The organism is Petrimonas sp. (assembly GCF_963921705.1).
Classification (GTDB): Bacteria; Bacteroidota; Bacteroidia; order Bacteroidales; family Dysgonomonadaceae; genus Petrimonas; species Petrimonas sulfuriphila.
Genome location: NZ_OY997410.1, coordinates 2819192 through 2832672 on the forward strand (window position 1 = coordinate 2819192; position 13481 = coordinate 2832672).

A 13481-nucleotide genomic window follows, 5' to 3' on the forward strand; every position below is an offset into this window, starting at 1 on the left:
CTATGAGTAGTAATGATAACAGAAAGATGAAACCTTGGGTAGCCTGGCTTTTATTCTTCGTTACGGTTGGAATAGTCTTTTTATTGGGAATGCTTGCCGCATCCATCACTCAACGCAGGGCTGAAGTGGTAAGTATCCTAAACAACAAAAAAGTGAATATCACCGGCATTGAGTCGAGAAACGAAATTTTCGCAGAAAACTACCCGCGTGAATACGAATCCTGGATAAAAACCGCTGACACCACCTTTCAAAGTGAATTTAACGGAAGCAGCGTGGTGGACGTACTGGCGCAACGTCCCGAAATGGTGATTCTTTGGGCGGGGTATGCTTTCTCGAAAGACTACGGAACTCCCAGGGGACACATGCATGCGGTAGAAGATATCCACCACACGTTACGGACAGGTGCACCCATGTCTTCCGATGAAGGTCCGCAGCCGGCAACCTGCTGGACCTGTAAAAGTCCCGATGTTCCCCGCCTGATGGATTCGCTAGGAATTGCCGAATATTACAAAGGCACGTGGGCCTCGTTGGGACAAGAAGTGGTAAACCCCATCGGTTGTGCCGATTGTCACGAGGCTGAAACCATGAACCTTAAAATCAGCCGTCCGGGACTGATCGAAGGATTCAGAAACAGTGGCCAGGACATCCACAAGGTTTCGCAACAGGAAATGCGTTCGCTGGCTTGCGCCCAATGCCACGTGGAGTATTATTTCTCTCCCGAAGGGAAATACCTTATTTTCCCCTGGCACAATGGGTTGACCGTGGAAGGTGGTGAACAATATTACGACAGCATCCGGTTTGCCGACTATACCCATAAGCTCAGCCGCGCCCCCATCATTAAAGCACAACATCCCGATTACGAAATATACAAAACCGGCATTCATGCCCAACGGGGTGTTTCGTGTGCCGATTGCCACATGCCTTACGTATCGGAAGGCGGCGTTAAATACACCAGTCACCACGTAAGAAGTCCGTTGGCAAGCATCAACAACACTTGCCAGGTTTGCCACCGTGAAAGCGAAGAGACCTTACGTACCGCAGTCTTCGAGCGTCAGCGCAGCGCTAACGAAATCCGAAACCGGGTTGAAAAGGAACTGGCAACCGCCCACATCGAAGCAAAATTTGCCTGGGAGAAAGGGGCTACAGAAGCACAAATGGAAGAGGTGCTGCAACTTCTTCGTCAATCGCAATGGCGTTGGGATTATGCCGTAGCCTCGCATGGCGGTTCTTTTCACTCTCCGGTTGAATTCCAGCGGATTCTCTCCATGAGTCTCGACCGTGCCCACAAAGCCCGTTTCGTCCTCTCTAAAGTATTGGCGCAACTCGGCTACATCGGCGATGTCCCCATGCCCGACATCTCCACCAAAGAAAAAGCACAAGCTTATATCGGTCTGGACATGCGGCAGGAAAGAGAAGCAAAAAAGCAATTCATGGAAACGGTTGTCCCCAAATGGCTGGAAACAGCTAAAGCCAATAACCGGTTGGTGAGCAGAAGATAAAACGGCATCGTCACGGGTAATTATGAACAAAGACGCTCGAAGAATATGGGAGAAACCGTGGAGCTACACCGAAGGATTTATAGTTGCCGGAGGCATTGCACTGACAGGACTCCTGCTGCAGCTCCTGCTCGGCAATATTCGCCCCGCTGATTTCCGTTCCCCTGTAAATACCACCGTCGGGGCCCTGCTGGTTGCAGGGCTTCTTTGTTGCCACTTTCTGCTGAGAGACAATCACGTTGTCCGCTGGTTGTCGGGCGCAAGGTCAACCGTTCCGGCTATGCTTGTGGTGCTGTTGTCTATCGTCATTCTGGGGCTGACACCTCAGTTCACTATACACGAACCGCAGGAACATCTGCCGAACAACATTTTCAGCCGGATGGGATGGTACCGGATGACAACTTCATGGGCATTCGTGCTTCTCTGTTTTTACATCCTGGTAATTCTAGGACTCACAGTGCTGAGAAAAACCCGCAAATCTCAATCGTGGAGGCTGATCGGATTCTACCTCAACCACCTAGGATTGTTTTTTGCTCTGGGGGGCGGCCTGTTGGGAAGCGGCGACATGCAACGGTACACCATGACGGTTGTGGAAGGGAACACAGAATGGCGTGCACACGATGCTCTGGGTAACCTCAAGGAGCTTCCTGTAGCTATTGAACTGGATACGTTTATAATAGAAGAATATCCACCAAAACTGGTTGTCATTGATAATCGCACGGGAAAAATCCTGCCCGTAAACCGTCCCGGATCGTACATGTTTGAAGGGTTGGGCAAACCAACTCAACTAAACGGAAATACTATCGAAGTGCTCGAATATATTCCGCAAGCGGCTGTAGTAAGGGACTCTGCCTTTACAAGTGTTGTACCTATGCTTATGGACGGAGCAGCCACTGCCTTGAAAGTACGGGTAACCAACCCGTCTTTAAAAGCACCTGTTGAAGGCTGGGTAAGCAACGGAAGTTATTTGTTTCCCTATCAGGTATTGTACATCGATGAAACCTCCAGTGTGGCAATGCCCGTGCAGGAAGTGAAGAAATACACTTCACAAGTCACTGTTTTCACGGAAGCCGGACACAGGAAAAAAGCGAATATCGAAGTGAACAAACCTTTGTCAATAGAAGACTGGATTATCTACCAGTACAGTTACGACGAAAAAATGGGCAAATATTCCAAAACCAGTGTTTTCGAACTCGTTCGAGACCCCTGGTTACCGGTAGTTTACACCGGTATTTTCATGTTGCTGGCCGGAGCACTGTTCCTGTTTATTGCAGGGCCTAAAAAAAATCGTAAATCATAAATTGAACATGACCTGGGACCATTTTATCTTTTTTGCCATACCATCAGTTTTGCTTTGGACAGTAGCGTCGGCATGGGCACTAAGAAGACCTAAAAAAACGCTACCGGCTTTGTTTACGGTTTTAGGCCTGGGAGTGTTCTTCTCGTTTATCCTCGGTATGTGGATATCCCTGGAACGGCCGCCGTTGCGCACGATGGGTGAAACCCGGTTGTGGTATTCCTTTTTTCTGCCGGTTGCCGGACTGATAACTTACCAGCGTTGGGGATACAAATGGATATTATCGTTCAGCACCATCCTTTCGGCGGTTTTTATCGTTGTGAACATCGCTAAACCCGATATCCACAATAAGGTGTTGATGCCTGCCCTGCAAAGTCCGTGGTTTGCCCCGCACGTTATTATCTATATGTTTTCTTACGCCATTCTGGGAGCGGTAACGCTGGTCGCCCTGTACTACCTGTTCCGGGAGGAAAAACTCCAGGACAAAGAACGTATCATGGATATGACCGACAACCTGGTGTATGTGGGTGTTGCTTTTGTTACGATGGGCATGCTAATGGGGGCGATCTGGGCAAAAGAAGCCTGGGGACATTACTGGAGCTGGGATCCGAAAGAGACGTGGGCAGCCGCTACGTGGCTCGGATACCTGGTCTACATCCATTACCGGCTCCTGAAAACATCGAAAAATAAGACATCGATGACTATTCTCCTTTTGGCCTTTATCCTGCTTCAGGTATGCTGGTACGGAATCAATTACCTGCCATCTGCCCGGGAGAGAAGCGTGCATACCTACTCTGTAAGATAAGTGGGAGTTAATTGACTCTTCCTGCACGACGTGCCCGTTGTTCTTCTTCGGGCAAATGAAACTCTTCCTTACATTCATCACTGCAACAGCCGTCGTACTTGTTTTTACACTCATCGCACTGAATAAACAACAGGTGACATCCGTCGTTGTTACAATTGGTATGGTTGTCGCAAGGCTTACCACATTGATGGCATTGAGCGATAATATCATCGGTAATCCGCTCTCCCAAACGCTCATCAAACACGAAGTTTTTTCCGATAAATTTCAACGGCAAACATTGTTCCCTGGCTTTACGGGCATATTCTATCACACCGCCTTCTACGTGAAATACGTGGGGAAAGCCTTTGTAACGCAGGTAAGCGCTGGCTTTCTCACACCGTATGCCTCCGGTACAGTACATCACGATATTTTTATCCTTGTTTTCTTTCAACATTTCCACAGCCATCGGCAATTGTTCGCGAAAAGTATTGGAAGGGACTTTACACCGTAACACCCAGAATGATTTACCGTCATCGTCAATAGCAATGTTCAAACGAAGGCCATCAAGCTCAGGCGAAAGCTGATAAAGGGTTTCCCTAAAGGCGTTAAAATTACTTTCAGGCACACTTATTTATTATCACCCTCACATTTATTTTAAAACATAATATATAGTTCTATCAATTACATTAGGATTACTCATTATATAGTGTTCAATATTGCGAACAGTGCCCAGATTATATGAAGTTGCACCGGCGGGTACTAATATATTTCTATATGTTCTGGATACATTTATATCATCCCCGTATCTATTGCATGTGTGTCTTTCTTCAATATAAGTTATATTCCGAGGATATACTAATGATGACCGTTGCACGCAATTTATGTCGTTTGGACTTGCAAACTTAATTGAGACAAAAAGTTAAGCGACATTTTTAATTGAATCTTTTTTAATATTATACTGATTCCAAAATTCATCAATGGTTAAGTTTCCCAATGCTGAGAATCTTCTTTTATGATTATACCAGGATTCAATATATTCAAATACATACAAGCGCATTTGCTCTCTTGTTTTGAGTTTGGTACCATAGACCAATTCAGATTTGAAAGTTTTGAAAAAGCTTTCAGCCACGGCATTATCCCAACAATTTCCCTTTCCACTCATACTTTGTTCCAGCTTCAAGGATTTCAACAGATTGACAGTCTGTTTGCAAGCATATTGTATGCCCCGGTCAGAATGAAATATCATTCCTTCTCCAAAAGGTCTGTTCCTATTGGCCATCCTGATGGCCGGAACTACGGTATGGGATGCATTCATATGATCGCTTATGGACCATCCGATCAGTTTGCGGTCAAAAAGATCCAGCACACAGGTCAGATAAAGAAATCCATCCTTACACGGAATATACGTCAGGTCAGAGACACACGCTTTCACAGGCTCATTCTGATTAAATTCGCGATTCAACAGATTTGGAGCAACCTTATAGTTGTGAGAGGCATCCGTCGTCACTTTGAATCGTCTCGAGAGTTTGCTGCGCAAGCCCATTTTCCTCATGTGGCATGCTACAGTGGTTCTCGAGACAGGAGTTCCGGATACCTGCAAATCCTTTGCCAGCCGGGGGCTTCCATTGCGTCCCCTGGCTGCAAAATATGCATCCCTGATCTTTTCGTCCAGCTCCATATATTTGCGCTTACGTTGGCCCTCCGGATCTTTAAGCCAGCGGTAATAACTGCTCCTGGGGACTTTCAGTACTCTGCACATCACCTCGACCGTCCATTGTTTCGAGTTATATTCCTTTATAAAGAGATAGATCAACGATCTCTCTTGGAGATGATGCTCAAAGCTTTTTTTAATATGTCCCGCTCCGTTTCAGCCTCGCCAAGGCGTTTTTCCAGTTCAGCAATCCTTTTGGTATCTTCACTTAATGACTGGACACCGTGTCCGGGGAAACTGGCTTCTCCTTTCTGCTGGTATTCTTTCCGCCAACGATATAAAAGAAAGGGGGCAATACCCAATTCCTGTGCAAGCTCGGAAATATTCTTGCGTTCTAAACTGAGTTTGACCGCATTCTCTTTGAATGCCTTGTCAAAATGGGTTCTTTGTTTTCTCATATTACACAAAAATAAGCGTTTATGCTTAACTCTGTGTCCCGGCTAAGTTAGTAATTCCAGTTATAAAAATAAATTGTGTAATCTACATCGTATTCGCTGTAGTCATCCAAGCCTGATACATATTCATTAATTACAGTAACTGTCTCTTTTTCATTATGAAAAGGAGGTCCATATGCTGACTTTACCCCCTCCACATCCCCTGCTGATAGAAATGCCCGTTGTCCGATAAAGAAAAAACCATCTGTTGTTGTCATTGTTGGATTTCCGTTTTCAGAAAAAGCATCAGAAGAGTATAGCATTACAGAAGAAAAATCAAAGGGTCCTATATCTCTGATTGCTCCGGCAGGATATAAATTAAACTGACTAGTATACTTAGGATCAATATTTTGCCATAATATAGTAACAAAATCATCCCTGTCATTTTTGCACTATTCATGAATAAGTCCAACAGCGTGACCAATTTCATGTATAGCTGTCCCTGTGTTAGAGCCTGTTTCTGAAAGGCTTATTACTTGTTTTCCATCTTTCCGTCCTATTGAATTTGAATAATTTCCATCACCATGAAAAAATTCAATATAATCACCATATCCCGTGCCTTCAATAAATCTTAAACTAGTTTTTGTCTCCCATTCCTGAATAGCATCATATACATTTTGTTTAAGAATAAATCCTGAAGCAAAAGTATAATATACTCTATGGCTATGCCAATACTTTACAGAACTTGTAGAGATACCGGAACGTGTATCAGAACTACTGTTGAATAAAGTATTAACCTGTTCTTCATTCAGGACTATATCTCCCTGATAAATATAAAAAGAATCTACCTTTTCAAATTGCGTCCCGTCTGGTAAAGTCACAACTTCTCAGATGGCATTCGGGAAAGCAGTCTCATTCCGACTTTTAAGATCAGCGAAATCTGTTGTAAAAAGGGGAACTTCTGAATCCTTCTTCTCTTTTGATATGATTTTTATAAGCGTATACTTGTGACTTGATTGATCTGGTCCTGGATCCTTAATTTTTTTTACGCTCACTTCAACTACATATTCGTACCCTCTTTCATGGTTGAAATTTGCAATCTGTGTATGCATCATTTTCCATGTGTCACTTCCATTTACTTTTACCCAATATGCAATTCCCTCATTTGTTTTAACTGTTTCAGATGCAATCACCAGTACTTCCTTGAAAGGTTCGTATTCACTATCTGTACAAGACGTGAGGAAAGCATATGCTACACATACACTTAAAAAAATTTCTAATAATAATTTAGTTGTTTTCATCGTTCAATGGTTTTAATTCATAACTTGGTTTCATTATGTGTTTAAAATACCAAAAAACTCAAATATACCTTATCAATCCCAATGAATATTGCATAACCTATGAAATGTGCCATAATTTCTTATCCCTTTTATAAGAAACTTCATGCTCCCGCATGACTACATCATAAATGTATTTACAAAGCAATATCAACAGGAATTATGACAAGAATGAATCCCTCTACTTCATGTGCTACCAAATTCCCGCTATACAGCATTTCCGTCAACCTACGGGCATGCTTTTCTTTATCAAAAACTTGCTGGGGGTTATGATAATCCGGGAAAATTTCCTCCATGGTATAAACGCGAATATCTTTCCCATTATACCGGCAGTTGTGCCACCCGCAGGGAAATCCGTGGTTTTCTTTGAGCGTGACCCTTAATTCTTCCACTGAATCTCCGGTAATAAGCGGGATTTTGTATTTAACGACATAACCGTATTCGCTTTTTCGCCCATCATTCATGCGAAATCTGAACAAATGACCTACCTGGTAATCTAATTTATATTCCACGGGGATACCCCTTTCATTCGTAAAGGATATGATCTCCATCGGGCAGGTCGTCAAAAAGTCTTCCTCGTTCAATTTCCGCGAAAAATAGTCAACCTTGTCAAAACAGGAGATATTCCCGTCCTTATCGAAATATAAAATATTCCCCTGTTTATCAACATATTGAATTTCTATTTCTTTTGAATAGGCATACACGCCTTCATTCTTGTCGCATCCGGACAGGAAAGGGAGCAGTCCGGCCAAAAATAAAATATGAATCCGTTTCATTGTCTCATTCTTTTAAGTTATCGGGATAGCACGGCATATTGCTTTTTATACCTATAATTATACGGTTCGGTTCCCGGGTCATCGTCGATCGGGTCTAAGAATGCGGGAGGCGCTTGCGTGTTAAAACTGCCGCTCACAAAGTATCCGTCGCATTTGCCGCCCCATCCCCAGTTGCAATGCACGTAGTCCGTCGACCCTATTATTCTTATTCCATCAATGATCCAGGCATGCCCGTCTTTGTACGTATATATCATACCTAAGAATTTATTCGTTCTATTGCCATTACCTCTTGCCCAGACAAGAGAGTTTGGATTATGTTGGAGTGCGACGCGAACGCCATCAGCATTATAGTCTCTTAAAGAGGTTGAAGATGAAAGGCCGCACCAATTTTTTAAATGTTTTATGGCATCACCTGAATCTGCGCTTGTGCTAGGGCCTTCTTTCTTATTCCCCTTGTTGTAAGTAGCTTTAAGGGTTACACCCAGATAGCGCATCAGGTGAGAAACCTGGTCTGCTGATTGAGCATGTTCTAGAGCTGTACGATGAAGCCTTCCATACCCTCCGAGATAATCCTCGCTGTCGGCAATAATTTGACTCCAATTCAATGGACTTGCACCGTATGTGTTCTGATATTGCCATTGGACATGCCCTATTGTTTGAAAATAGCTTAACGCCTGTGCCGCGGCTGTTATTACACACCCGGTAACACCATTAGGAGCAAATTTATTATAAGGTGCGCCCTGGCTCCATTTTGTTTGTAATCGCGGCGACACATCACCCGGAGTAGCCCTGGTCTCCGGAGAAACGGGTAAAGGACGGGCTCCTGTCTGCGAGTCATATTCGGCTATTTCATTCAATTGCATCACCACAACTTGATCCAAAAACATCAGAAATCCCGGATTATCAACTCTCGAAAGAGTATCCAAAGACAATCCTCCTTCATCGATAATAGCAAGGACAGGCGTGGTCCGTTTATCTCCGGACACAATCCCGAATCCCTGGTTATCATTGAAATTAATCAGGTAGAACAGTGTCTCCAGATCTTCAGGCAATTCATAGCCATCATCGGATGAAGCCCTTGTCATTGGATTGACATTGAAAGCCTGGATATCCTTGATTGTCCTTTGGGATGTGCTCCGAGCCCCGCCTGAAGAACTTGTATCAAACCTGTCCAAAAAAGACATTAACGTTTCCCTGGCTTCGTTTTCCGAAACTTTGAACGTGTTTACGACAGTGCCATCTTCTGTGAAGACACTCATTTCATCAACTGCATCATGGCTACACGCAATAAAGTGAGCAATAAAAAGGAGGATGCATAGCTTGTTGAATAGATTTTTCATACGTATCTTTTTTAAAGCGTTTACTATATAGATGCAATGAATGCCGCTTCCGTTGCATCAATACGCTTTAAATAACGTCAATTTATTATAAATACTGTAAATCATCGGTTACCTGACAACCACCCAGACCTCCTCGGGATAGGTCACTTCGTGAAGGAACAACGCATGTCCGGGAGCAGAATCACCGGCAACCTGACGGTTCCTGGCTTCTATAATCCGTCGAAACCCACGCTCGTCCAGTTTTCCCCGGCCGGCTTCGAGCAATGTTCCCACGATGGCGCGGACCATATTGCGCAGGAATCGGTCGGCGGTGATGGTAAAAGTAAAACGGGTGGTATCTTCCTGTTCCCAGTAAGCTTCGCTTATACGGCAGTTGTTGGTTTTCACATCGCTATGCAGCCGGCTGAAGCTGGTAAAGTCTTCGTATCCTTTCAACACCTCACACAAGGCATTCATGGTGTCTATATCGGGTTGGAAAAACACCCGGTAAGTAAGATCGTACAGAAACGGGTTCTTTTCCGTCGTGAGGTAATATTTATACGTCCGGGATATGGCTGAAAAGCGGGCATGTGCGTCGGGGCTCACTTCCCGGATTTCGCGAATGGATATATCGTGGGGCAGAAAGCTGTTGAGGTTTTTCACCAACCTCATTGAATCGAAACGCTCATCCGAAAAATCAACATGCGCCACCATCTTCCGGGCATGCACACCCGCATCGGTTCTGCCCGCTCCCACCACTTCCACCGGTTCACGTAAAACGGTAGAAAGGGCATCCTGTAGCACCTGCTGCACACTGACTCCGTTGGGTTGTATTTGCCAGCCCACATATTTTTTCCCGTTATACGAAAGTGTAATGAAAAAGCGCTTCATCATTTATCTGTTAATATGAGGTCTCTTCTACAATCTCCCCTCCCGTCAAAGCTGCCACACCCACCACCAACACGATGGCTGTTGTCCAGCCCAACACCTGTCCGGTAGTATTTGTCTCTGAAAAATAATAGATATCGCCCCGTTGTTTTGCATAGCTCATCAAAAAATTGTTGGCAGAATTTACTTTATAGGCGCGCGATATGAAAAACAGGTCTTCAAAAACGGTTTCCGATTGGTCATTACCATCAACAACAGTTAGATAGGTGCGAAACATAAGTGGTGAATTTTCGGGCGAGAAGACAATGCCTTTGACGGTACTTCCCCCGATACTGACTTTTTCATAGTGTTGCTTTGGCAGGCGCATATCGTACAGATCGTAAAGTAAAACCGGCGAAAAGCTTGTTCGTGAATGAGGGGGAACAAACAACTTTGTATCGGACTGATTGGCACTATCAGACGAACCGGCATCAGAAGCCCTTTTCCCGTGCTGAACAGCAAAATCCTCGGCAACAAGGGTTGATTTGCTTAAATCGATAAACAATTGATTATCTGACGTGTTATACACCTCATAATTTACAGTCCCTCCATATTCGTTGAACGAATAAGTAACCACGATACCGTTTTTCTCCGTTGTAAAATAACCGTTTTCGGTTGCAGGAATACGGTTGTGATACGACTCCACCGTTGAAAAATAATAGGTAGAACAACCAGATGTCAACAACCCGGCACCTATCAGTAGAAATAAAAATGGATTCTTCATAACCAAATTAATAACAGATTACGAATAAAATTTACTTTTCTTCCCTTGCCGTTATATGGAAACAAGCCTGCTTCCGCTCGTGTTTCACGTAACACCGTTGTTGATTTTTTAAGTCGAAAAGTACCTGCGCCAACACAAGCTTCAACCGTTCCGGCGGGACCTGGCGAATGGAATCTGGCATCACCGGGTCGAAACGTTTCCACGATATGTCGAAGGTAGTTCCGTAACGATGTGTGGAGTTTTCACTGGCGTTGATATTCCTTTTTGTCAATATTGAAAGGTCTTCATCGGTGCGGAGGATACTGGTCAGGTAAAGCCGGTAAAGAGGTAGATCTTTGCTGTAAAGCGAATCCCTGAAATTCCGCGTAATATCAACAAACAACTGCGCTGCTGAAGGAACCAGAAACGGAATAGAATGGGTTAAATCGTACATTTTGTAAAGTTCCAGTTCATCCGGCAATCGGACAAGCTCATCTTTCAGCTTCAACGTATCGTTGCGTAAAGCCATCGGTGAAATACCCAAGGCAGTAGCAGCCGACAAGTGAGCATCCTGTAAATCGTTGAACTCCATGTTGTAATTCCCCGAAAACCGTTGTTTCCGCTCCAACGGAATTCCACGTGCCGTCTTGACGGTTTCGGCAGTTTCGGTGGTCTCCGCTTTACCTTTTCCACAACACAAGATCAGAAAAGGAAGTGAAACCAAGAGCATCCATCGGAAATAAATCATAACAGCCGTTTTAACCGTTCATTTCCCGAAGCCTTATTTTCGTAAGCACCTGCTTGGTGTTTAATGGAAAGTCGCCATCCATCATCCACGAGTAATAACTGGGCTCGTTGCGTAAGACCTGTGCCACCGGCTTACCCTTGTGTTTACCGAAATTAAATACCTCAACTCCTTTATCATCGAAAATAATCCGTCCGGCAAAATCCACGTTATTGTTAAAGCTGGAATACTCTTTGGATAAGAATGCAACATCGTTTTCCAAGTCGGGATAACGGTCGAGTTGTGATTTCAATACCTCGTAAGTAGCAATGGTGTCTGCCTCTGCGGAGTGTGCGTTTTGCAACTCTTTGTCGCAATAAAATTTATAAGCTGCCTCCAGCGTTCGTTGTTCCTTTTTGTGGAAGATAATCTGAACATCCACAAACTTCCGTTTGCTCATGTCGAAATCCACTCCTGCCCGAAGAAATTCTTCAGAAAGCATCGGGACGTCGAAGCGGCTGGAATTGAAGCCCGCTAAATCGCAACCTTCCAACATATCGGCCAACGATTTTGCCACTTGTTTAAAGGTCGGACTATCTTTCACATCATCATCGGTGATACCGTGAATGGCTGTCGACTGGGCAGGAATAGGCATCTCGGGGTTGATAAGCCGGGATTTTATTTCTTCTTTCCCGTTCGGATGGACTTTCAGTAACGATATTTCTACAATCCTGTCTTTTGTAATATTTATCCCCGTGGTTTCCAAGTCAAAGAAAACCAGCGGGTTTTTGAGGTTTAGTTTCATTTATCAATCATTTAACATCATCGGCATCAGCAGTGTGAGCATGTCTTCGTTTTCTTCGTTTTCGGCAGGAAGAATAATTCCGGCACGCGAAGGATCAGAAAGTTCGAGCTTCACATCGGTGGATGGAATATTGTTCAGTATATCAATCAGGAAAACAGCTTTAAAACCAATATTCATTACGTTTCCGTTATACTGGCAAGGAATCATTTCTTCTGCTGAAGTCAGAAAATCAATATCCTGCGCCGAAACAACAATTTTGTCTTCCGACAGTTGCAGCTTTACCAGACTGCTTGCCGGATTTGAAAATACGCTCACGCGTTTTAAAGCATTCAGCAACGCAAGCCTGTCGAGCGTAACGTTGTTGGGATTATTTTGTGGAATTACCGAATTGTAATTGGGATAGCGTCCTTCCACGAAACGACAGATCATCACAAAGTTCGACATCGTTATGTACGCATTGTTTTCGTCAAATTTCACATCCACCGTTCCGTTTTCCTTCGGAAGGAGCGACCTCAGCAAGTTAGCCGGTTTTTTCGGCAGAATAAACGACGATCTTCCATCCCCTTTCACGTCTTTATGAATTACACGCACAAGCTTGTGTCCGTCTGAAGCAACGAAAGTCAGGTCATCTGTAGTGATATCGAAATAGATACCGTTCATCACCGGGCGCAATTCATCGTCAGCCGTAGCGAAAACAGTTCTGTTGATGCCGTTGAAAAGTGTTTCGGCAGGAATATTGAGTCCTATTGCCGATTCTTTCAACTCTTTGGGTCTTGGATATTCATCGCCTTTTAAACCTACAAAATTGTACTTCCCGTTGTGGTAGTATATGTAAATTTCAAGCGTTTCGTCGTTTACATCGAAAGTGAGCGGCTGGTCGGGAAGCTCTCTCAACGGGTCCAACAGGTTTTTGGAATTAATGGCCAAGCTGCCTGTTCCTTCCGAGCTGTTCACTTCGACTTTGGTTTCCAATCGGGTTTCGTTGTCGGCGGCTGTAATGGTCAACACATTTCCGTCCAGTTCCAAGAGAAAACAATCCAAAATAGGTAACGAATTTTTTGAATTGATAACTCTGCTGATCGCTTGCAGATGGCTCAACAATGTGGCGCTTGATACTACAAATTTCATAGGGAGTGAATTTATTTAATGTTTGATGTTTTGATATAATTTAGCAAATATACAAAATTATCCGTTTTGAAAAGATTTGTCTGTCCAATTTTTCCAAGAT

General features: G+C 44.0%; 14 protein-coding genes and 1 pseudogene. 3 read left to right on the forward strand and 12 right to left on the reverse strand.

The window, feature by feature from the left end; all coding sequences use genetic code 11:
- The first annotated feature begins 2 nt into the window (after positions 1-2).
- From nrfA to ccsA, 3 genes are read left to right on the forward strand one after another with little or no spacing between them, the layout of a single operon-like run.
- Positions 3-1499 carry an ammonia-forming cytochrome c nitrite reductase gene (gene nrfA, locus AACM02_RS11845; RefSeq protein ID WP_286848709.1) on the forward strand — a complete coding sequence of 499 codons (1497 nt, stop codon included), beginning with the start codon at positions 3-5 and terminating at the stop codon, positions 1497-1499.
- A 22-nt stretch (positions 1500-1521) separates the two neighbouring features.
- Positions 1522-2796: a cytochrome c biogenesis protein ResB gene (locus AACM02_RS11850; RefSeq protein ID WP_286848707.1), complete on the forward strand. Its 1275-nt coding sequence runs from the start codon at positions 1522-1524 to the stop codon at positions 2794-2796.
- A gap of 7 nt (positions 2797-2803) precedes the next feature.
- On the forward strand, positions 2804-3598 hold the full coding sequence (ccsA, locus tag AACM02_RS11855) for a cytochrome c biogenesis protein CcsA (protein ID WP_339117096.1): 795 nt from the start codon (positions 2804-2806) through the stop codon (positions 3596-3598).
- Positions 3599-3605: 7 nt separating this feature from the next.
- Here the strand turns inward: ccsA and AACM02_RS11860 are convergent, their stop codons facing one another.
- The 12 genes and pseudogenes from AACM02_RS11860 to dnaN form a co-directional block, all read right to left on the reverse strand.
- A complete protein-coding gene (locus AACM02_RS11860; protein WP_339117097.1) occupies positions 3606-4202 on the reverse strand; it encodes a rhodanese-related sulfurtransferase in 597 nt (198 codons plus the stop codon).
- A gap of 294 nt (positions 4203-4496) precedes the next feature.
- Positions 4497-5390, reverse strand: a complete 894-nt coding sequence (locus AACM02_RS11865; protein ID WP_339116238.1) for an IS3 family transposase — start codon at positions 5388-5390, stop codon at positions 4497-4499.
- A complete protein-coding gene (locus tag AACM02_RS11870) occupies positions 5387-5686 on the reverse strand; it encodes a transposase (protein ID WP_071135911.1) in 300 nt (99 codons plus the stop codon). The genes AACM02_RS11865 and AACM02_RS11870 overlap by 4 nt, the downstream gene beginning before the upstream one ends.
- A 47-nt stretch (positions 5687-5733) precedes the next feature.
- Positions 5734-6543 (reverse strand): annotated as a pseudogene (locus AACM02_RS11875) (M12 family metallopeptidase).
- A 6-nt stretch (positions 6544-6549) separates the two neighbouring features.
- A complete protein-coding gene (locus AACM02_RS11880; protein ID WP_286848701.1) occupies positions 6550-6963 on the reverse strand; it encodes a DUF4377 domain-containing protein in 414 nt (137 codons plus the stop codon).
- Between the two features lie 173 nt (positions 6964-7136).
- Positions 7137-7775 carry a hypothetical protein gene (locus AACM02_RS11885; RefSeq protein ID WP_286848699.1) on the reverse strand — a complete coding sequence of 213 codons (639 nt, stop codon included), beginning with the start codon at positions 7773-7775 and terminating at the stop codon, positions 7137-7139.
- A 17-nt stretch (positions 7776-7792) separates the two neighbouring features.
- On the reverse strand, positions 7793-9115 hold the full coding sequence (locus tag AACM02_RS11890; protein WP_286848697.1) for a C10 family peptidase: 1323 nt from the start codon (positions 9113-9115) through the stop codon (positions 7793-7795).
- A gap of 108 nt (positions 9116-9223) precedes the next feature.
- Positions 9224-9985 carry a tRNA pseudouridine(38-40) synthase TruA gene (gene truA, locus AACM02_RS11895; protein ID WP_214063605.1) on the reverse strand — a complete coding sequence of 254 codons (762 nt, stop codon included), beginning with the start codon at positions 9983-9985 and terminating at the stop codon, positions 9224-9226.
- Between the two features lie 10 nt (positions 9986-9995).
- Positions 9996-10745 carry a hypothetical protein gene (locus AACM02_RS11900; RefSeq protein ID WP_214063604.1) on the reverse strand — a complete coding sequence of 250 codons (750 nt, stop codon included), beginning with the start codon at positions 10743-10745 and terminating at the stop codon, positions 9996-9998.
- 31 nt (positions 10746-10776) lie between these two features.
- Entirely contained in the window at positions 10777-11472 is a 696-nt protein-coding gene (locus tag AACM02_RS11905; protein WP_339117098.1) for a DUF5715 family protein, read from the reverse strand.
- A 10-nt stretch (positions 11473-11482) separates the two neighbouring features.
- Positions 11483-12253 (reverse strand): 3'-5' exonuclease, encoded by a 771-nt coding sequence (locus tag AACM02_RS11910; RefSeq protein ID WP_339117099.1) that lies wholly within the window; start codon positions 12251-12253, stop codon positions 11483-11485.
- 3 nt (positions 12254-12256) lie between these two features.
- A complete protein-coding gene (gene dnaN, locus AACM02_RS11915) occupies positions 12257-13381 on the reverse strand; it encodes a DNA polymerase III subunit beta (protein WP_332456052.1) in 1125 nt (374 codons plus the stop codon).
- Positions 13382-13481: the final 100 nt, after the last annotated feature.

What these genes read in the sequence shown, in the direction of transcription:
- nrfA (WP_286848709.1), top strand. Translation starts at nt 3, where the DNA reads ATGAGTAGTAATGATAACAGAAAGATGAAACCTTGGGTAGCCTGGCTT.
- AACM02_RS11850 (WP_286848707.1), top strand. Translation starts at nt 1,522, where the DNA reads ATGAACAAAGACGCTCGAAGAATATGGGAGAAACCGTGGAGCTACACC.
- ccsA (WP_339117096.1), top strand. Translation starts at nt 2,804, where the DNA reads ATGACCTGGGACCATTTTATCTTTTTTGCCATACCATCAGTTTTGCTT.
- AACM02_RS11870 (WP_071135911.1), bottom strand. Translation starts at nt 5,686, where the DNA reads ATGAGAAAACAAAGAACCCATTTTGACAAGGCATTCAAAGAGAATGCG.
- AACM02_RS11880 (WP_286848701.1), bottom strand. Translation starts at nt 6,963, where the DNA reads ATGAAAACAACTAAATTATTATTAGAAATTTTTTTAAGTGTATGTGTA.
- AACM02_RS11885 (WP_286848699.1), bottom strand. Translation starts at nt 7,775, where the DNA reads ATGAAACGGATTCATATTTTATTTTTGGCCGGACTGCTCCCTTTCCTG.
- AACM02_RS11890 (WP_286848697.1), bottom strand. Translation starts at nt 9,115, where the DNA reads ATGAAAAATCTATTCAACAAGCTATGCATCCTCCTTTTTATTGCTCAC.
- truA (WP_214063605.1), bottom strand. Translation starts at nt 9,985, where the DNA reads ATGAAGCGCTTTTTCATTACACTTTCGTATAACGGGAAAAAATATGTG.
- AACM02_RS11900 (WP_214063604.1), bottom strand. Translation starts at nt 10,745, where the DNA reads ATGAAGAATCCATTTTTATTTCTACTGATAGGTGCCGGGTTGTTGACA.
- AACM02_RS11905 (WP_339117098.1), bottom strand. Translation starts at nt 11,472, where the DNA reads ATGATTTATTTCCGATGGATGCTCTTGGTTTCACTTCCTTTTCTGATC.
- AACM02_RS11910 (WP_339117099.1), bottom strand. Translation starts at nt 12,253, where the DNA reads ATGAAACTAAACCTCAAAAACCCGCTGGTTTTCTTTGACTTGGAAACC.
- dnaN (WP_332456052.1), bottom strand. Translation starts at nt 13,381, where the DNA reads ATGAAATTTGTAGTATCAAGCGCCACATTGTTGAGCCATCTGCAAGCG.